The sequence below is a fragment of the [Zimmermannella] alba NBRC 15616 genome (genome assembly GCF_001570905.1).
Lineage (GTDB): Bacteria > Actinomycetota > Actinomycetes > Actinomycetales > Microbacteriaceae > Pseudoclavibacter > Pseudoclavibacter albus.
On record NZ_BCSO01000010.1, the window covers coordinates 1 to 18,101 of the forward strand.

17 protein-coding genes, 3 tRNA genes and 1 pseudogene are annotated in these 18,101 nt (G+C 65.9%); 13 read left to right on the forward strand and 8 right to left on the reverse strand.

Going from position 1 to position 18,101, the window contains the following annotated elements; translation table 11 throughout:
• Positions 1-740: pseudogene (locus ZAL01S_RS07205) on the forward strand (hypothetical protein); the annotation flags it as partial.
• 116 nt (positions 741-856) lie between these two features.
• On the opposite strand, the gene pgm reads toward ZAL01S_RS07205, so the two are convergent.
• Positions 857-2,479, reverse strand: a complete 1,623-nt coding sequence (pgm, locus tag ZAL01S_RS07210) for a phosphoglucomutase (alpha-D-glucose-1,6-bisphosphate-dependent) (protein ID WP_066081893.1) — start codon at positions 2,477-2,479, stop codon at positions 857-859.
• A gap of 162 nt (positions 2,480-2,641) precedes the next feature.
• On the opposite strand from pgm, the gene ZAL01S_RS07215 reads away from it, so the two are divergent.
• The 3 genes from ZAL01S_RS07215 to pheA all read left to right on the forward strand — a co-directional run bounded on the left by ZAL01S_RS07215 (position 2,642) and on the right by pheA (position 4,602).
• Entirely contained in the window at positions 2,642-3,166 is a 525-nt protein-coding gene (locus ZAL01S_RS07215) for a hypothetical protein (protein ID WP_159421634.1), read from the forward strand.
• Positions 3,167-3,190: 24 nt separating this feature from the next.
• On the forward strand, positions 3,191-3,517 hold the full coding sequence (locus tag ZAL01S_RS07220) for a hypothetical protein (protein ID WP_159421635.1): 327 nt from the start codon (positions 3,191-3,193) through the stop codon (positions 3,515-3,517).
• Positions 3,518-3,627: 110 nt separating this feature from the next.
• Positions 3,628-4,602 (forward strand): prephenate dehydratase, encoded by a 975-nt coding sequence (pheA, locus tag ZAL01S_RS07225; RefSeq protein ID WP_066081762.1) that lies wholly within the window; start codon positions 3,628-3,630, stop codon positions 4,600-4,602.
• A gap of 4 nt (positions 4,603-4,606) precedes the next feature.
• Here pheA and ZAL01S_RS07230 read toward each other — a convergent pair whose 3' ends face one another.
• A complete protein-coding gene (locus tag ZAL01S_RS07230; RefSeq protein ID WP_066081764.1) occupies positions 4,607-5,893 on the reverse strand; it encodes a diacylglycerol kinase family protein in 1,287 nt (428 codons plus the stop codon).
• 139 nt (positions 5,894-6,032) lie between these two features.
• On the opposite strand from ZAL01S_RS07230, the gene serS reads away from it, so the two are divergent.
• From serS to ZAL01S_RS07255, 5 genes are all read left to right on the forward strand, one after another.
• Entirely contained in the window at positions 6,033-7,298 is a 1,266-nt protein-coding gene (serS, locus tag ZAL01S_RS07235) for a serine--tRNA ligase (protein WP_066081767.1), read from the forward strand.
• Positions 7,295-8,089: an HAD family hydrolase gene (locus tag ZAL01S_RS07240; protein WP_066081769.1), complete on the forward strand. Its 795-nt coding sequence runs from the start codon at positions 7,295-7,297 to the stop codon at positions 8,087-8,089. The genes serS and ZAL01S_RS07240 overlap by 4 nt, the downstream gene beginning before the upstream one ends.
• 140 nt (positions 8,090-8,229) lie before the next feature.
• Positions 8,230-8,317, forward strand: a tRNA-Ser gene (locus tag ZAL01S_RS07245).
• 55 nt (positions 8,318-8,372) lie between these two features.
• Positions 8,373-9,674, forward strand: coding sequence for an LCP family protein (locus tag ZAL01S_RS07250; RefSeq protein ID WP_159421636.1), 1,302 nt, complete (start codon positions 8,373-8,375; stop codon positions 9,672-9,674).
• Between the two features lie 36 nt (positions 9,675-9,710).
• Positions 9,711-9,800, forward strand: a tRNA-Ser gene (locus ZAL01S_RS07255).
• A gap of 138 nt (positions 9,801-9,938) precedes the next feature.
• Here ZAL01S_RS07255 and ZAL01S_RS07260 read toward each other — a convergent pair.
• Entirely contained in the window at positions 9,939-11,219 is a 1,281-nt protein-coding gene (locus tag ZAL01S_RS07260) for an MFS transporter (RefSeq protein ID WP_066081773.1), read from the reverse strand.
• Between the two features lie 169 nt (positions 11,220-11,388).
• Here ZAL01S_RS07260 and ZAL01S_RS07265 point away from each other — a divergent pair.
• Positions 11,389-11,461: transfer RNA gene (locus tag ZAL01S_RS07265), tRNA-Arg, on the forward strand.
• Between the two features lie 161 nt (positions 11,462-11,622).
• Here ZAL01S_RS07265 and ZAL01S_RS07270 read toward each other — a convergent pair.
• From ZAL01S_RS07270 to upp, 4 genes are all read right to left on the reverse strand, one after another.
• Entirely contained in the window at positions 11,623-11,967 is a 345-nt protein-coding gene (locus ZAL01S_RS07270; protein WP_217995475.1) for an ArsR/SmtB family transcription factor, read from the reverse strand.
• Positions 11,968-12,111: 144 nt separating this feature from the next.
• Complete coding sequence (locus ZAL01S_RS07275; RefSeq protein WP_066081777.1) at positions 12,112-12,567, reverse strand: MarR family winged helix-turn-helix transcriptional regulator; 456 nt, start codon at positions 12,565-12,567, stop codon at positions 12,112-12,114.
• Between the two features lie 100 nt (positions 12,568-12,667).
• Positions 12,668-13,426, reverse strand: coding sequence for a winged helix-turn-helix domain-containing protein (locus tag ZAL01S_RS07280; protein WP_083523168.1), 759 nt, complete (start codon positions 13,424-13,426; stop codon positions 12,668-12,670).
• Between the two features lie 462 nt (positions 13,427-13,888).
• Positions 13,889-14,524, reverse strand: coding sequence for a uracil phosphoribosyltransferase (upp, locus tag ZAL01S_RS07285; RefSeq protein WP_066081779.1), 636 nt, complete (start codon positions 14,522-14,524; stop codon positions 13,889-13,891).
• 133 nt (positions 14,525-14,657) lie between these two features.
• Here upp and ZAL01S_RS07290 point away from each other — a divergent pair, with 133 nt between their 5' ends.
• Positions 14,658-15,131 (forward strand): nucleoside deaminase, encoded by a 474-nt coding sequence (locus ZAL01S_RS07290; RefSeq protein WP_066081782.1) that lies wholly within the window; start codon positions 14,658-14,660, stop codon positions 15,129-15,131.
• A 129-nt stretch (positions 15,132-15,260) separates the two neighbouring features.
• Here ZAL01S_RS07290 and ZAL01S_RS07295 read toward each other — a convergent pair whose 3' ends face one another.
• Positions 15,261-15,554, reverse strand: a complete 294-nt coding sequence (locus ZAL01S_RS07295; protein ID WP_066081784.1) for a hypothetical protein — start codon at positions 15,552-15,554, stop codon at positions 15,261-15,263.
• Positions 15,555-15,703: 149 nt separating this feature from the next.
• Here ZAL01S_RS07295 and proC point away from each other — a divergent pair, with 149 nt between their 5' ends.
• Positions 15,704-16,582: a pyrroline-5-carboxylate reductase gene (proC, locus tag ZAL01S_RS07300; RefSeq protein WP_066081786.1), complete on the forward strand. Its 879-nt coding sequence runs from the start codon at positions 15,704-15,706 to the stop codon at positions 16,580-16,582.
• Between the two features lie 4 nt (positions 16,583-16,586).
• Positions 16,587-18,074 carry a DnaJ domain-containing protein gene (locus ZAL01S_RS07305; RefSeq protein WP_066081788.1) on the forward strand — a complete coding sequence of 496 codons (1,488 nt, stop codon included), beginning with the start codon at positions 16,587-16,589 and terminating at the stop codon, positions 18,072-18,074.
• Positions 18,075-18,101: the final 27 nt, after the last annotated feature.

Consider the following 18,101-nt stretch of genomic DNA (forward strand, 5'->3'; position numbering starts at 1 on the left):
CCCGCGCGAACGCTGCCCCCGCTCCGGCAGCATCCGCACCGGCCAACCGTGGCCCGCGCGCCGCGACCGCTCCCGCCGCGGCTCCTGGCGGCGGCCAGAACGGTGGCCAGGACCGGATCGGCGCGATGCTCGCATCCCTGGACCGACCGGACCGCAAGCGTCTGCTCACGATTCTCGTGGCGGCAGCGGGTTCGCTCCTGCTCGTCTTGAGCGCCGTCATCATCGGCGGTGCGATCGGCAACCGTCAGGCACCCGTTGCTGCGCCGAGCCAAACGGCAGCCCCTGCGGCTCCCGCCGAGACGCCGACGCCGACCGAGACGACGCCTCCGCCGCTCGTCGCCGACCCGAACTTCGAGACGGTGTCGTTCTACTCGCCCACCCAGAAGATGGTCTGCCAGATCTCCGGCGACATCGGCGTGGTCTGCCAGCAGTGGGGCTACAACTACGAGAAGCCCGGTGAAGTGTGTGACCCGGACAACCTGCTCGGTACGGTCGTGGGCCTCACCTCGAACGGTGTGAGCTACCCGTGCATCCCGGCCTCCCTCTATGGCAATGTCACCGTCAACCCGGGCGACACCTTCGAGGCTGGCGAGTTCAGCTGCCACCTGAGCGAGACGACCGGCATGCGCTGCGTGAACAAGGCTGGGGATGCCTTCGTCCTCGACCGCAACAACGGCCTCATGACCGGCGGACGGATGGAAGAAGCCCAGCCGACACCGGGTGCAACCCCAAACAACTAACCCTCGCGCAGCTTTCGCTGAGCTGATCGAGTGCCCGAAGGGTGTATCGAGATCTCGACCACCTCACACAACTGCGGTGGCCGAGATATCGACCACCGCAGTTGCGTCGTGCGCCGCTACTGCGCGAGGGCTGCCTGGACGATCGTCTTTGCCTCAGCCTGCACCTCAGCGAGGTGCTCGGCACCCTTGAACGACTCGGCGTAGATCTTGTAGACGTCCTCCGTGCCCGAGGGGCGTGCCGCAAACCAGGCCGACTCGGTCGACACCTTGACGCCACCAATCGCAGCACCGTTGCCGGGCGCCTCCGAGAGCTTCTGCGTGATCGGCTCACCAGCAAGCTCGCTTGCCTGGATCGCGTCACCGTTGAGCTTCTTGAGCTTCGCCTTCTCGTCCGGTGTTGCCGCAGCATCCACGCGCTCGTACGCCGGAGCACCAAACTCGGCCTCCAGCTCGCGGTAGCGCTCGGACGGCGTCTTGCCCGTGACGGCGATGATCTCGGCGGCGAGGAGCGCGAGGATGATGCCGTCCTTGTCCGTCGTCCACACCGAGCCGTCCTTCGTGAGGAACGATGCACCCGCCGACTCTTCACCACCGAAGACGACCGTGCCATCCGAGAGACCCGGCACGAACCACTTAAAGCCGACCGGCACCTCGACGAGTGTGCGGCCGAGTGAGGCGACCACTCGGTCGATCATCGAGCTCGACACGAGCGTCTTGCCGACGCCCGCGCTGGCCGGCCACTCGGGGCGGTTCGCGATGAGGTAGTCGATCGCGACCGCGAGGTAGTGGTTCGGGTTCATGAGGCCGGCATCCGGGGTGACGATGCCGTGACGGTCAGCGTCCGCGTCGTTGCCGGTGAGGACATCGAAGTCGTCCTTCTTGGCGAGGACACTTGCCATGGCGTGTTTGCTCGAGGGGTCCATGCGGATCTTGCCGTCCCAGTCGAGCGTCATGAACGGCCAGCGGGCGTCGATCTCCGGGTTCACGACCGTGAGGTCGATGCCGTACTCGTCGCGGATCGCCTCCCAGTAGCGAAGGCTCGCGCCGCCGAGCGGGTCGGCGCCGATGCGCACACCCGCGCGCTTGATCGCTTCAAAGTCGATGATGTTCGCGAGGTCGGCGACGTACTCGGCGACGTAGTCGTGCTTCGTGAGCTCGCCCGGCTCGGTGCGCTTGACGCCCTCGAGACCAGCCTCAAGGAGTGCGTTCGCGCGGTTGGCGATCCAGCTCGTGGCATCCGTGTCGGCCGGGCCACCGTGCGGCGGGTTGTACTTGAAGCCGCCGTCCTGGGGCGGGTTGTGGCTCGGGGTGATGACGATGCCGTCCGCCTGCTCGGTGTTCGCCGGGTCGGCGTTGTAGCGGATGATGGCGCGCGAGAGGGCCGGGGTTGGCACCCATTCGCCGCGAGCCTCGACGCGGACATTCACGCCGTTCGCGACAAGCACCTCGAGGGCCGTGCGCTCGGCCGGCTCCGAGAGGGCGTGCGTGTCGCGACCGATGAACAGCGGGCCGGTGATGCCCTGCTCGGCGCGGTATTCGCAGATGGCCTGCGTGATCGCGAGGATGTGCTGCTCGTTGAAGGAGCCCTTGAGGCTCGAACCGCGGTGACCGCTCGTGCCGAAGGCGACGCGCTGCGCGGGGTTCGTCACATCCGGCGTCGTCGTCGAGTACGCGGCGATGAGCTCGTCGAGGTTGATGAGGTCTTCAGGCTTGGCAAGGGTGCCGGCTCGCTCGTGCATGCCGACATTTTCACAGGGCCAGATGACCGGAAGGTGTGCGGCTGACATCGGACCGTCTGCCAAAGCAAATGGGAAACATTAGCACAAAAGAGCCCTTGCGCAATGTAGAGATTCGCAGGGGGGGGAGGTCAGGGTGGCTTGATGATGAGGACAATGAGGTCAATGTTGGTAGTGGTCGCGCTCATGGCAACGGTCGTGTTGACGCTGAATCCCGTGGGTCATCATTCACTCGCCCACGCCGCTGAAACGAACACAACGGCCCAGACGGAAGCCGCCACGGTCGTGAGGTCACAGTCCGACGAAACGGCTGATCGGATCGTTGACACGTATGAGCTGTCGAACGGTGATGTTGTTCAAATGGTTGTCGACAAGCAGGACGACACCCTCACGGTGCTCACGAATGGGCAGGTAAAGCGAGTGTTCACAGCAGCTGAAATCCGTGAAATGCTTTCGAAACACTCGTCTGAAGGAGGCGAGGTCATCACGGCTTCGTCTTCGCAAACTGTCCCCTATAGCCAAGGTGACGCCCAGACGTGCAGCGCGGTGCTTGGTGCGCTCGGGCTCACAGCGGGAGCAATCTGGACCGCAGCGGGTGTCACCGCGGCCGCTCCGCCTGCTGCTGTCGTTGCAGCGGTTGCTGACGTCAGCGTGTCGACCGTCTTCTGGATGATTTCGCTCATGTGCTGAACTGGCATGTCGAAAGGAAACAACATGACTGACTCCATCCCTCTTGAACGGCGTATCCGGTGGGGTGCGTTGGTGCTGCTGGCGATGAGTGGAACAAGCGTGGTCCTCGCAATTGTGAGTTGGGTTGCATCGAAGTTCGACATCCTGCCATTCACGCAAGCGACTGCAGTGCTTGGAAGCATCGGCTTTGGCGGCGTGCTTGTTGCCGTGTACTGGCTGGTTCAGGTTCGCAGCGAGCCAGTGGGTGTGTCGGTGAAGACACTCGCTGTCCTCGGGGCCGCCATGGTGATCACCATTCCTGCCATGTGTGGCATCGCGGGCTATCTCGCCTACCCAGCGTTGGCGGGGTAGCCAGCCTCGGTGAATGGTGTTGCAGATAGCTTGCGCATCCTCGAAATAGCGAGGGATGCGCAAGCTATCTGCAATTCTGTGCACCGCTCCCGTGCACCTAGGCTGGTGACATGACCGCAGAGCTGCGCGAACGCATCGAGAACTTCTCCTATCTGGGGCCGAAGGGCACCTTTACGGAGGCTGCGCTCGCGCTCGCGCCCGAGGCAGCGGGGAAGCCCTGGCGTGCGGTGAACAATGTGCCCGAGGCGGTGCAGGACGTCGTTGAAGGCCGCAGTGTCGGCGCGATGATCGCGATCGAGAACTCGATCGAGGGCGGCGTGACGGCGAGCCAGGATGCGCTCGCGAGCACGCCCGGCCTTCGCATCCGCGGCGAATACGTCGTCCCGATCCGATTCTGCCTCGCTGTCCGCCCCGGCACGAAGCTCGAGGAGGTCACGACCGTCGCCGCCCACCCGGTCGCCTACGGCCAGTGCCGCCGCTGGCTCGCGGAGCATCTGCCCGCGCACAGCCACGTCCCCGCGTCCTCGAACGTCGCCTCCGCGGAGCAACTCTTCGAAGCTGGGGTGGATGCTGCGATCACGCCGCCGACCATCACCGAGCATCTGCCGGTCGAGCTCATCGCGAGCGATCTGCAGGACAACCACACCGCTCAGACCCGCTTCGTCCTCGTCGGCATGAACCAGCACGTGCCCGCGCCGACCGGTCGCGACAAGACGAGCATCATCGTCGAGCTCCCGGAAGACCGCCCCGGCGCGCTCCTTGAGATGCTCGAGCAGATCTCGACGCGAGGTATCAACATGACGATGATCACCTCGCGGCCGGTCCCCGACAAGCCCGGCAACTACCGCTTCGTTGTCGACCTCGACGGGCACCTGCACGATGCACGCGTCGCCGACGCGCTCCTCGGCATCCGCCGCTTCTGCCCGAAGCTCATCTTCCTCGGCTCGTACCCGCGCGTCGGGGTCGTGCTGAAGCAGGCCGATCCCGCCCACAGTGATGAGCGCTTCGCGGCGGCACGCGCCTGGCTCGCCTCACTCGAGGCGGAGGATGCGCAGGACGACCGCACCAGCTCGCCCAGCGTGTAACGCCCTAGTGCGTCGGCGTCTCGTCGGTCGGGGTCGCCTCGTCGACGTGGTCGCCGTGATGCTTGTCGACGTGGATCTCGGTGCCGTGCTCCCGCTGCAGCTGGTCGAAGATCGAGGCGGGTGCAGCGTCCGTCGAAGCGTCGCCGGTGGCTGCGGCCTCCTCGGTCGCGCACTCAACGGCCGCATCCCGCGAACCACCCGTCATTGAGATCGTGCCGAATCCCGGCAGCGACACCGAGTTCACCTGACCGATCATCCGCTGCAGCTTCGACACGGCCGCATCAATCGCAGCTGTCGCCGTTCGCGATTGCTCGGGCGCCTTCACCGTCAAACCGCCAGCTTCAAGGTGGATGCGCGCGGCACGCATCTCGCCGAAGGCATCACCGTCGACCTCAAACTCGGCAGGCTCCGAGTCGAGCCGAATGACGAACTCGCGGGCTCGCGAGTAGTCGAGCGCGCGCATCCTGCGGCCATCCACAAGCCAGCGCTTGCCCACCTCGGTGCGCTGGATGAGGCCAGACTGCGCGACAAGGCGCGCCCAGATCTGCATCCAGCCTCCGATGCCGTTAGGGCGAAGAATTGCGACGTCAAGCTCCCCGTCGTCGATGACGGCATCCGGCATGAGGACGACGTTGCCGGGCAATAGGCCGCAATTGCCGACCATGATCGTGTTTGCGTGCACGGAGATCGTCGGGCCCTGGTCAGTACGGCAACGGAAGCGCATCGTCGAGCCACCCTTCAATGAGCGGCGGATGCCGTCGACGTAGGCAACCCAGCCCACACGGCGTTTCAAGTCATCGTCCGTGTTCGCGATCATTGCCGCGTCAATACCGACGCCGCAAAGCACCGTGAACACCGTGTGCTCGCGTGACCCGTCAGGGCGCTCGACGTCGGCGATGCCGAGGTCGATCTTGCGCTCGCTGTCACCAAACGCGATCGCGAGGGCATGCGTCACCGAATTCACGTCAATACCGAGGTTTCGGGCGAGGAGATTCCCCGTGCCTGCGGGGATAAGTCCAAGGCGTGCGGAGCTGCCCTGCAACGCCTCCGCAACCACGCGCACCGTGCCATCGCCACCTGCAGCCACGATGAGGCTCGCGCCACGATCGAGTGCCTCGGCGGTCTGGCCAACACCTGGGTCGTCTTCGGTGGTTTCCAGGCAGATGCTCTCGGGCCAGCCAAATTCCTGCTCGGCGGCGGTCACTGCGCGCCTGAGCGCCGCAATGTCCACCTTCGCGGGATTCGCGATGATGGCGGCCTGTTTCGTGGCGGTCGGGGGAGTGGAAGCCATATCGACACGCTAGGCGAGCGAGCCGAGAAAGCTCTGGTGACCGGGGGTTGTTGCAGCACGGATGCGGAGCTGCCCTCCCGATGCGACCCACAGCCCCTTGCTGAATCGCCGTTTCACACGCCCCGACTACGATGTTCCTGTGATCGATGCTCAGCTTCTTCGCGACCAGCCGGATCTCGTCCGGGCCTCCCAACTCGCGCGCGGCGCCGACCCCTCGCTCGTGGATTCGGCACTCGAAGCAGACGCCGCCCGCCGTGCCGCGATCAGCGAATTCGAGTCGCTGCGCGCCGAGCAGAACGCGTTCTCGAAGCAGGTCGCCAAGGCCTCGAAGGACGAGAAACCGGCCCTCCTCGAGCAGGTCAAGGAGCTCGCCCAGCGTGTGAAGGTCGCAAACCAGGCTGCGAACGACGCCGACGAGGCCTACGCCGCCGTCGTCCGCCGCATCCCGAACCTCGTCATTGAGGGCGTCCCCGCCGGCGGCGAGGACGACTTCGTCACGCTTCGTGAGATCGGCGAGCGCCCGAGCTTCGATTTCGACGCGCGCGACCACCTCGAGCTCGGCGAGTTGCTCGGCGCAATCGACATGCAGCGCGGCGCGAAGGTCTCCGGCGCACGCTTCTACTTCCTCCGCGGCATCGGCGCCCGCCTCGAACTCGCCCTGATGACGATGGCGCTCGACAAGGCCATCGCGAATGGCTTCACGATGCTCACGACGCCGACCCTCGTCAAGCCCGAGATCATGCAGGGCACGGGCTTCCTCGGCGAGCACGCCGACGAGGTCTACCGCCTCGAAGCGGACGACCTCTACCTGACCGGCACGAGCGAGGTTGCGCTCGCGGGCTACCACGCGGATGAGATCCTCGACCTCTCGAACGGCCCGCTTCGCTACGCCGGCTGGTCGACCTGCTACCGCCGCGAGGCTGGCTCGCACGGCAAGGACACCCGCGGCATCCTCCGCGTCCACCAGTTCAACAAGCTCGAAATGTTCGTGTACGCCGACCCGGCCGAGGCAGAGGCAGAGCACGAGCGCCTCCTCGGCTGGCAGGAAGAGATGATGCACGCGCTTGGCCTCAGCTATCGCGTCATCGACACGGCTGCTGGCGACCTCGGCACGAGCGCCGCCCGCAAGTTCGACGTGGAAGCGTGGATCCCGACGCAGGGTACGTACCGCGAGCTCACCTCGACGTCGAACTGCATGACCTTCCAGGCTCGCCGCCTCGATACCCGCTTCCGCGGCGAGAACGGCAAGACGAGCCCGGTCGCCACGCTCAACGGCACGCTCGCCACGACCCGCTGGCTCGTCGCCATCCTCGAGACGCACCAACAGGCCGACGGCTCGGTCATCGTGCCCGAGTGCCTGCGCCCGTACCTCGGCGGCCTCGAAGTGATGGAGCCGATCGCATGATCCGTCGGCTCGTCGCGCTCGACATTGACGGCACGATCCTGACGCACGATGGCCAGATTCCTGAGGCCACCCACCGCGAGGTCGACCGGCTGCGCGCGGCGGGCCACGAGGTGATGCTCGCGACGGGGCGCAGCTGGTTCGACACGGCGCCCATCCACGAACGCCTTGGCCTCGACTCGCGCTTCGTCGTGAGTGCGAACGGTGCGTTCACGCTCGAGCGGCAGGCCGACGGCAGCTACGCGCCGTGCCGCATCGAAACCTTCGACCCGACGGCCGTGCTCAAGCGCCTGCGCGACGGGCTCGGTGAGGCGCATTACGCGATCGAGACGCCCGACGGTGAGTTCCGCTACGCGGGCGGCGCCTTCCCGGAGGCGAGCTTCGAAGCGGCCGGTCGCGAGTGTAGCTTCGAGGAGCTGCTTGGACTCGAGGCGACCCGTGTGGTCGTCGTCGCGCCGGATCGCTCGACCGAAGAGTTCATGTCGGTCGTGGAGCGTTCGGGGCTGCACCAGGTGAGCTACTCGGTTGGCTGGACGAGCTGGCTCGACATTGCGCCCGAGGGCGTCAACAAGGCGACGGCTCTTGAACGCGTGCGCACGGCGCTCGGGATTGATCGCTCGGCGGTGTTTGCTGCGGGGGATGGGCGAAACGACATTGAGATGCTCACGTGGGCGGGCGAGTTCGGGACGTCGGTCGCGATGGGCCAGGCGCCGCAGGAAGTCTTCGACGCTGCCTCGAGCATCACCGGCAAGATCGACGAAGACGGACTCGCCGAGGCGCTCGCGCAGCTGTAGCCCTTTCAACAGACTCCCGCGATGGAGGGATCCTGTCTCTCACGCGAGGGGGACTCTGTCGGGATGGCAGTATCTGTTCGGGCGGGTATCCCGTACGATAGACCGGAGCTGCGAACGATACACAATTGTTGCGCAGGACTGGAGGGCTGTCCGAGCGGCCGATGGAGCTGGTCTTGAAAACCAGTGGGCAGCAATGCCTCGTGGGTTCGAATCCCACGCCCTCCGCCAGAGTGGCGAGACCTTTTCGCGCTCCGTGCCCGCGACATGAATCCGAGGACGCCCCGTGACGAGTTCAACCCCCCGCCGCGCCATGCGGGACACTGCCTCGTCGCGCCGTGCCGCGCCGAAGGTCGGCATCGCCCGACACGGACGCCTCAAGCAGGTCACCCCGGCTGGCAGCATTGCCAAGTTCGTCGGCATTGTCGCCGCTGTCCTCGCCACCTCGGTGCTCATCCTGGGCACCATCGTGTTCGTGAAGTTCCGCACGAACCTCGACATCATCCCTGCCCAGCCGGGTGAGGATGCGCCGGTCCAGGCCACGCAGGTGGAAGGTGGCGTCAACATCCTCCTCGTTGGTTCGGATGACCGCACCGGTCAGGGTGAAGAGTTCGGCGAAGGGCTCGACGAAGCCTCCGGCCGCCTCAACGACGTGAACATGGTGATCCACCTCTCGCAGGATCTCAGCCACGCCGAAGTGGTGAGCATCCCGCGCGACACGATCATCGACACTCCCGCGTGCACGAGTGACGACGGCGAGGACATTGAGGCGCAGAGTTTCGTCCCGATTAACTCGGTGCTCGATACGGGTGGCATGAACTGCGTCATCAAGACCGTCGAAGCGTTCTCCGGCCTCGACATCCATCACGCGGCGATGGTGAAGTTCCGCGGCGTCATCGAAATGTCGAATGCTGTCGGTGGCGTGCCCGTGTGTGTCTCCGAGCCGATCAATGACACCTACGTGGGCCTTCAGCTCGATGCTGGCGACCACACGCTCCAGGGTGAAGACGCGCTGAAGTTCCTCCGCACCCGCCACGGCGTGGGTGACGGATCCGACCTCGCGCGCATTTCGAACCAGCAAGTCTTCTTGTCGTCCCTCATCCGCACGATCAAGAGCAACGACACACTCACGAACCCGGTGCGCCTCTACGGTCTCGCGCAAGCCGTCACGCAGAACATGACGCTGACGCAGTCGCTCAATGACGTGAACACGCTCATGGGTCTGGCGCAAAGCGTTGCGAAGATTCCGACCGAGAACATCTCGTTCATCTCGCTCCCGGTCGTTGAGTCAGCTTCCGTCCCCGGCAAGGTCGAACCGCTCGATGGTGAAGACGACGCCCTCTGGTCGATGCTCAAGGATGACCGCTCCTTCGCGGATGCGAAGCCTGAACCGACGGCTGCTGGCCCGAGCACCGACCCCAGTATGCAGTCTGATGACACGATGACCTCGCCCGAGGAAACGACGGTTCCTGAGGAAGATGTGACCGGCGACACTGCCACCTCGAGCCCCACGCCGACCGGTGCGCCGGACGTCCAGCACCTCAACGCCAACAAAGTGACCTGCGCGAACGCGAACACCTTCGGTTAGCGCCAGCTCCGGGTTATGGGTAAGATGGCACAGCCTGGAGACGTGCCAGAGCGGCCGAATGGGCTTCCCTGCTAAGGAAGTGATCGGGTTCCCGGTCCGCGGGTTCAAATCCCGCCGTCTCCGCCAGTCTGTAAACGCCCCGCCTCGTGCGGGGCGTTTGCTGTTGTCTGGGCGCTGTGCTGGCCGCTGCGTGACCAGATTGCACTGCATGGGGAAACGGATGCGTGGGGAGCATTCATGTCCCTGGAGCGTGCAATCTGGACGTTAGTCTCGCCCCTCCGGAAGGTGATCGCCGAGCACAAACCCCTTCGGCCGCCACGGCAGCACGAGGAGCGTCAGTGCCACGGAGGCTGACACAAGGCCCAGCACCATGAGCACGAGGCCAGGCCAGCCGAGCGCGATGAAGGCGATCCCGCCGATGAAGCCGAAGGTGCTCGAACCCGCGTAGTAGCCGAGGTTGTAGAGCGCCGTCGACTGCGCCTTGCCGGTGCGCGCTGCGGAGCCCGCCCAGCCGGAGGCGACGGAGTGCGCGGCAAAGAGCCCTGCAGTGAGCACGAGAAGCCCCACGACGACCATCCAGAGCGGCTCTCCGAGGGTTATGAGCATGCCGACGGCCATGATCGCGCAGCCGATGAGGACGGTGCGCTTGCGTCCCTTCGCGGCAGCGTAGCGCCCGGCGATAGGGGAGGAGACGGTGCCGGCGAGGTAGGCGAGGAACACGAAAGCCACGACCCAGCTCGGCAGATCGTACGGCGGTGCGGTCAATCGGTAGCCGAGGTAGTTGTACGTCGCGACGAAGCCACCCATGAGCATGAAGCCGAGCGTGTAGAGCACGACGAGGCGGCGCGAACGAAGGTGTGAGCGGATGTTCGTGAGTGCTTCGCGGAGCGCGTCCCGGAAGCGGTGCTCGTCGCGCGGTGGCGGCGTGAAGCCCTTCGCGGGTGGGGTGAGGATGAGGAAGAGGACGGCGGTGACGGCGGCAACTGCGGTGACCGCGAGCGATCCGAACTGCCACCCGAAGTGTTCGCCGATTGGTGCAGCGATGAGCCGGCCGAACATCCCGCCTGCGGTGTTTCCCGAGACGAAGACGCCCGCACCGGCAGGTGCAGCGCTGGGATGCAGCTCCTCGTTGAGGTAGGCGTGTGCGACGGCCGGGACGCCGCCCATGGCGAGGCCTTCGAGCAGGCGCGCCGCGAGCGAGAGCTCAAAGTTCGGCATCGTGACCGTGAGGATCGAGAAGAGCACCGCAAGGCAGATCGACCACGCCATCGCGCGCACACGTCCGATGCGGTCAGCGATGAGCGACCAGGGGAGGACCGAGAGTGCGACGCCGAGCGTCCCCATTGAGACCATGAGGGCCGCGCGCGGGGCATCCACGGTGAAGGCCGCAGAGATTTCCGGGAGGACGGCCTGCGGTGAGTAGAGCTGCGCGAAGATCGCGAAGCCGCCGCAGAACATTCCGAGCATGATCCGCTGATAGGCGCGGCTGGGTCGTTCATGGCCGAGCCACGCGCCGTCATCGGGGCGTGGTAATGCGTTCGTCATCAGCCTTTACGCTAGCTTCGCGGCGAACAGAACGCACTGTGCGAGGCGCCAATGAATGGCGTGAAGTTGGCCTTCGGACTAGCTTGCCACGCTCGGCAACACGCGGATTTGTGTTGAGGTGAACAGTCGGTATATGCTGTTCTCCGGTCCCGCAGGAGGCCGAGAACATGCGCCCGTAGCTCAATGGATAGAGCATCTGACTACGGATCAGAAGGTTGGGGGTTCGAGTCCCTCCGGGCGCGCGAGTGAAAGCCCCAGTAGCTGCATTAGCTACCGGGGCTTTTTCGTGTCCGCACGAATGACGGCGTCAACACACGCTTGTGCGTGGCCGGCGAGCGATCGCCCACACAACAGCGCCGCCCCGCAACAGCGCGGGGCAGCGCCTGGGGGAGTGCGATGGGGCCTAGGCCTGTTCCGGTGCGATGAGCTCTGCGAGCTCCTGGAGACGCTCCGGGATCGGCGAGTAGAGGCTCCACGTGCCGCGGCGCTCACGCGTGAGGTAGCCAGCGTCCGTGAGGACCTTGAGGTGGTGCGAGACAGTCGGCTGGTGGAGGCCGAGCTCAGCGACGAGCGCCTTCACCGAGATACCGTCGGATTCGGTTGCAGCCAGCGAGAGGATGCGAACGCGTGCGGTGTCCGAAAGGACGTGGAACGCGTGCGCGAGGCGTGTTGCCTCGGCGGCAGTGAGGGGCTCGGTGCCAGCGCATCCGGGCCACGCAGCGGTCATGCGGGCTGCTGAAGAAGTCATAACCAAAGAGTGCCTTGTCATCGTGTGAGGAGTACGACGAGCCTAGGTGGGGTGCCCGTCGACCGCCTGTGTGCTCACTGGGGAACGTGAGCGGTGCGTGACAAGACTGTAGCGCGAAAGAACCTGAGGAGGTGTCAGGAACGGTTACTTTTCAACCGTGTTGTGCATTTCACTCAATGGTGTGAGGAGCTTGCCACAAAGGCGTTCGAGGATTGCCCGCTCTTCTTCATTGAGCACACCGAATCGAGTTCCGATATTGGCGGTGTGGACGCGAGCGACGCGCTGGAATTCGCTGAGGCCAAACGGCGTGAGGCACACGATCGCGCCGCGAGCATCCTCGGGATCGCCGCACTTGTCGAGAAGCCCTCGCGAGACCAAACGATCGACCAAGCGACTTACCGAACTCTGGGTAATCAACACATTGGCATTCAATGCACGCAAACGAATTCGATGTTCCGGTTCGCGTGCGACATTGAAGAGCACATCGTATTCATTCATTGTCATGCCTTGATCAACAAAAGCCATTCGCAAATCACGCATGATCGACACCTGGGCTCGAAACAAGCTTTCCCAGGCATTCGCGGCACTCTGATCAGACATCGGGCAACATTCTACGGAGCCGAGGGACGCCACATCGCCGCCAGCGTGCGGATTGCGGAAGGGGGCGCCGCGAGCGCACAGGCGGCAGCATCCACCCGCGCTAGATGCGGTCGGGCGACTTCGAAGGACGACGCAGCACCTCAACATCCGCGTGACGGTCGAAGCGGTACCCCTGACCGCGCACCGTGCGAATAATGTCCGAGTAGCCGCCGAGCTTCGCGCGCAGGCGACGAATGTGCACATCGATCGTGCGCTCGCTCGGACGCTCCTCCTCGCCCTCGTGCCACACGACGTCGATGAGCTCGTCGCGGCTTGCAGCACGGCCCTCGCGCAGTACAAGCGCCTGCAGGAGCTCGAACTCCGTGTAGGTGGCGTGGATGTTCTCGCCGTCAATGAGGATGCGGTGACGCGTCGTGTCGATCGTGACGCCCTCCACCTCGTCCTGGGCGGCGTGGATGTCCTGCGGGAGGCCAAGCTGTGCGCGCTTCGCGGCTTCGCGCTCGGCAAGTGCCTGGCGGTCGCCGAGGGCGAGGCGGACGACATCCACATCCCGGCCGCCGGCCCCCTTCGGGGCGAGTGCGACCGAGGCGTGCGTGGTCGCGTGCGGGGCGAGCTGGGCGGTGAGGCGGCGGAGCTCCTGCACGAGCTCGGTGAGGCTCGTGCCATCCGCGGCAGCCTTCGCCTCGTCGAGGCCGACGTAGAGGACGAATCCGCGAGTTTCGGCCGCGCCGACAGCCTGCAGCGTGGGTGCGTGGGTCTCGGCTTCGGGAGCCTGCTGGATGTCGATCGCGCGGGCGGCGTTCGAGCGCGGGTCGGTAACGATCTGGTGGGGACGGAGAGCGGTGACGTTCGACGACATGGGAGAAAGACCTTTCGTGTGCCGGAGCTCATCGGTGAGCGTCCAGCGAATGCTGTGCGAGATGCACCGGTGCCACGGAGCGGGCGGGTGCGGTGCAGATGTGTGCGGTCAGCGCGAGCGATCGCGGCAGACCGAGGAGGCCGCATGGCCGGGAGCTGTGCTCAACCGGCTGAAGGGTGACTCAGGCGTGGATGCCGAGTCAGCGACACATTCGACAGCTCGAAGCAGCGAACGACATCATCATGCCGTTCGTTCCCATCGCCACGGGGGCGGACAGGGTCAGCTTCGTGTTGGTCATGGAATCAGTATTCGTCACGGTATTGCGGGCGGTCAACTCACCCGCGTGTCGGGGGGATGGCATCCAGAGTCCATTCGAGCCTCCACGGGCATCGCGCCGGGCATGACGAACGCCCCGCAGAAGGGGGGGCTGCGGGGCGTTCGAAATGTGACGGCGGTGCGGTGTTACTCGGCCGTGCCGTAGAGACGGTCGCCGGCGTCGCCGAGGCCAGGGGTGATGTAGCCGCGCTCGTTGAGGCCAGCATCCACAGCACCCACGACGAGGGTGAACTCGCGGTCGCCAACAGCCTTGCGCATCGCCTCGATGCCCTCGGGGGCCGCGACCAGGCAAATGGCGGTGACATCCTGCGCGCCGTGCTCGAAGAGGTAGTCGACCGTGGCCGCAAGCGAGCCGCCGGTTGCGAGCATCGGGTCGAGCACGAAGCACTGACGGTTCGAGAGGTCTTCCGGAAGTCGCTTCGCGTAGGTCTCCGGCTGCAGGGTGTCTTCGTTGCGCTGGATGCCGATGAAGCCAACCTGGGTGCTCGGGACGAGCTTCACGAAGCCGTCGAGCATCCCGAGGCCTGCTCGGATGATCGGCACCGCGAGGGGGCGGGGGTTCGAGATCTGGACACCCGTCGTCGGGGCGACCGGCGTCTCGATGTCGATCGGCTCAACGCGCACTTCGCGCGTTGCCTCGTACGACAGGAGCGTCACGAGCTCTTCGACGAGCTGGCGGAAGGTCGGCGACGGCGTCGTCTTGTCGCGAAGCACCGTGAGCTTGTGGGTGATGAGGGGGTGATCGGCGACGTGGATACGCATGGTTTGAGGGTATCGGGTTTCGCTGTCGTGGAGAACAGAAACATACTCAGCTCGGCGAGAAGAGGACGATCCGGGATGCTGGTGTGCGCAGCGGCGGGGTCGGGCGGGGAGAATGGAGGGGAGAGGAGGCCCGATGCACGCGACCGAAGCGATGCGCGCGCACATGCGCGAGGCGCTCAGTGAAGGCATCCGGGCAGCCTCCTGGGGCGATGTGCCGATCGGGGCCGTTGTCGTCGACGAGCACGGCACGATCATTGGCCGCGGACGCAATGAGCGCGAGCTGCGGAATGACCCGAGCGCCCACGCCGAAGTGGTGGCGCTACGTGAAGCTGCGGCGCACCGCGGCAGTTGGCGCCTCGAGGGATGCACGCTCGTCGTCACCCTCGAGCCGTGTGCGATGTGTGCCGGGACGCTCCTCGCGGCACGCGTGGATGCGGTCGTGTTCGGCGCCTGGGATGACAAGGCAGGCGCGGTCGGCTCGGTTTACGACCTCGTGCGGGACGGCTACCTGCCGCAGCGGGCAGGTGTCGTCGGAGGAGTGCTCGCCGAGGAGTGCGCGGAGCCGATCCGAGCGTTCTTCCGCGATAACGACGCCGCCAACAGCTGAGCTGGTCAAACCACACTTGAGCTGATCGAGTAGCCGCGCAGCGGCGTATCGAGATCACGCGGTGTGGCAGCGCTCCTGCCGGTGGTCTCGATACACCGCCGTCGGCGGCACTCGGCCACCTCGAGCGCGCTATTCGGAGGCGCGGATGACGATCGCTTCCGTATTCAAGGTCGGCTGGCGTGGGCCGGAGACATCCGGCTCGATGAAGATGTTCGCCGTTGGCAAGAACTCGCGCACGCGATTGCGCAGCGTCGCGATAACGGGCATGAAGTCCGCAGCGGTCTGCACATCGGTGAGCGAGACACGGATGCCAATGAACTCCGCACCAGACGGTGCAAAGGAGCGAACCGAGAGCACCTCGGCCACATAGGGATTCTCGAGGAGTGCTGCCTTGATCTCTGCGTTGAGCTCGGGGTTCGTCACGGTGCCTTCTTTCGTCCACACAGCTTCAGGTGGCGGGATATCTCAGCATAACCACGGTCCCCGAATTCCAGCGTGCTCATTGTCGTGAGCCTTGAGCTTGAAGGCGCGGCAACCGGGTACGAACAGGGGCCGCGCCTAGACTCTCGAACGTGACGATCAACGAGGAACAGCCCACTGCCCACACGCTCCCCGATCGCCTGCCCACGGTGGCCATGCTCGGCGGCGGCAACATGAACGGCGCCATCCTCGAAGGCCTGCTCGCCGCGGATCTTCGTCCAGAAGCGCCGATTCGTGTGACGACCCGCTCGAGCGCAAGCGCCGAGAAGCAGGGTGCGCGCGAGCACGTCGAAGCCTTCGCCGTCGAAGCTGACCCCGAGGCAAACCGCCGCGCCGTCAAGGGTGCGGGCCTCGTCTTCCTCGGCGTGAAGCCGTACGCGATCGCAGAGCTCCTCGATGAGATCCGTGACGCCCTCGAGCCGGGCACGGTCATCGTCTCGGTCGCCGCCGGCATCACGACCGCCGCGATCGAAGCGAGGCTCACCGAGGGTATCCGCGTCATTCGCTCGATGCCGAACACCCCCGCCACGATCGGCCTCGGCGTCACCGGCATCGCCGCTGGTGCGACCGCCGACGATGAGGCGCTCGCGCTCGCGGTTGCTGCGTTCGAGTGCGTCGGTGAGGCCGTCGTCGTGGACGAAACGCTCATCAACGCGGTGGGTGCCGCATCCGGTTCCGGCCCGGCACACCTCTACCTCTTCGCGGAAGCGCTCATGGCCGCATCCATCGCCGAGGGCCTCGACGAGGCGCAGGCGCGCACGCTCATTGTCGGGACGCTGCGCGGCGCCGCCGAGATGCTCCACAAGAACCCGGACCTTGAGGCGAGCGAGCTGCGCCGCCGCGTGACGAGTCCGAACGGCACAACCGAGCGTTCAGTCGCCGTGTTCCAGGATGCCGACCTTGAGGGCATCGCGAAGCGCGCCTTCCGCGCCAACATCCTCCGCTCCGAAGCGCTCGCCGGAGACAAGTAGCGCGGTGGCACGACGGCACGAATTTACTGAGGACCTCTACCGGGTCCTCGGTGTCGCGCGCGACGCGGACCTCGCCGAGATTCGCCGCGTCGGGCGGCAGCGGCAGCGCGCCGCACACCCCGATCTTGGCGGCAGCGCCGATGAGTTCGTGCGAGTGCGCATCGCCGTCGAAGTGCTCACCGACGAGGGGATGCGAGCTGAGCACGACGCGTGGCTCGCTGCCCGCGAAGGCAATCAGCGCCGCGGCCCCCGCATCCGCCGCCAACCGGTCCCGCGCACGACCCCAGCCAAGCGTGAGCGGGAGGCGACTCCCGCACCCGCGCCGGCCCCGACCGAATCCAAGCCGCCCGAGCGCATCCCCACCCCGGACACGGACGTGCGCAAGATGGCCTGGTTCCGCACCGCCTGGCCCGCCACTCCGACGCTCTGGCCTGCCCGCACGGCGAAGCTGCCGGAGCTGCGCCCGGGTGAGCTTGCCGCGGTCATCGCGCATGTCGTCGTACTGCTTGGCGCAACGCTCGCGCTCGCGCTCCCCATGTCGCCCGCTCGTCTCACGGCTCCCGACCTCATCAACGAGCAGCCGGGGTCGCTCGTGTGGCCGGTTCCCGTGGTGTACTGCCTCCTCGGGGTGACGTGGCTCACGCTTCGCCTGCGGGTTCGCCGCCCCGGCCTTGCCCGGACCCTCCTGCTCACGCTCATGCCGCTCGCGATCGTGTCGGCTCTGGTCGTGTGCGCGATCGGCCTCGTCTCGCTCATCGCGACGCTTGGTCACACCGACTCCGTGACGCTCTTCCTGCAGTCGCTCTGCTACGCCGCGACCGCGGTCACGATGTTCATCGCATCCGTGAAGCTCAAGCACCGGGCCAAGCTTGCAGAACGGGAACGCCTGCTCGTGAAGCTCGCCGAAGAGGCCCTGCCTGGTGAGTCTTCACTCACGCGCGTGTGGGGCCAGCCCGGGCAGACAGTCCTCGGCGGTGTCGGCCTCTACCCGGGCGTCAACCCGATGCGCGCGATCCTCGCGCAGCGCGAAGTCGGCCAGGCGCTCGAACAGCTGGCACGCATGCCGGGCGTGCGCATTGTTCACGGCTTGGATGCCCCGGGTCGCGCCTCCGGCTCGGTGCCGCACGCGGTCATTGCCGGTCGACGCATCGCGCTCATTGACGCGCAGCTGGTCGCGCCCGGCCGTTACGCGATCGACCGCAAGGGCCGCATGACGCGCGATGGCGTGTTGTTTCCGACAACGGCGACGGAATTCCCGCATGCGGTCGAGCGGTACCACGAGCTCTTCGGAGAGGGTGTGCAGCTGCGCGGCTGGATTACCGTGCTTGCCGAGCGTGAGGGTGAACTCACCGTCGACAACGCGCTCACCTGGGAGCGTGTGCGACTGGCCACCTGCCAGTCGATGCTCCGCGAGGTGGGGGATTGGCTCGCCGCCGAAGGTGAGCAGGTTGATCGGCTGCTCGTGCGCGATCTGCTCCGTCACCGGCTGTAGCTGCGCACGGTTTGGCAGATATGTTCT

Coding starts and splice junctions, on each gene's coding strand:
- pheA (WP_066081762.1), top strand. CDS start 3,628: ATGACCGCAGAGCTGCGCGAACGCATCGAGAACTTCTCCTATCTGGGG.
- pgm (WP_066081893.1), bottom strand. CDS start 2,479: ATGCACGAGCGAGCCGGCACCCTTGCCAAGCCTGAAGACCTCATCAAC.
- ZAL01S_RS07260 (WP_066081773.1), bottom strand. CDS start 11,219: ATGACGAACGCATTACCACGCCCCGATGACGGCGCGTGGCTCGGCCAT.
- ZAL01S_RS07275 (WP_066081777.1), bottom strand. CDS start 12,567: ATGTCTGATCAGAGTGCCGCGAATGCCTGGGAAAGCTTGTTTCGAGCC.
- ZAL01S_RS07230 (WP_066081764.1), bottom strand. CDS start 5,893: ATGGCTTCCACTCCCCCGACCGCCACGAAACAGGCCGCCATCATCGCG.
- upp (WP_066081779.1), bottom strand. CDS start 14,524: ATGCGTATCCACGTCGCCGATCACCCCCTCATCACCCACAAGCTCACG.
- ZAL01S_RS07280 (WP_083523168.1), bottom strand. CDS start 13,426: ATGTCGTCGAACGTCACCGCTCTCCGTCCCCACCAGATCGTTACCGAC.
- ZAL01S_RS07290 (WP_066081782.1), top strand. CDS start 14,658: ATGCACGCGACCGAAGCGATGCGCGCGCACATGCGCGAGGCGCTCAGT.
- ZAL01S_RS07270 (WP_217995475.1), bottom strand. CDS start 11,967: ATGACTTCTTCAGCAGCCCGCATGACCGCTGCGTGGCCCGGATGCGCT.
- ZAL01S_RS07240 (WP_066081769.1), top strand. CDS start 7,295: ATGATCCGTCGGCTCGTCGCGCTCGACATTGACGGCACGATCCTGACG.
- ZAL01S_RS07215 (WP_159421634.1), top strand. CDS start 2,642: ATGTTGGTAGTGGTCGCGCTCATGGCAACGGTCGTGTTGACGCTGAAT.
- ZAL01S_RS07220 (WP_159421635.1), top strand. CDS start 3,191: ATGACTGACTCCATCCCTCTTGAACGGCGTATCCGGTGGGGTGCGTTG.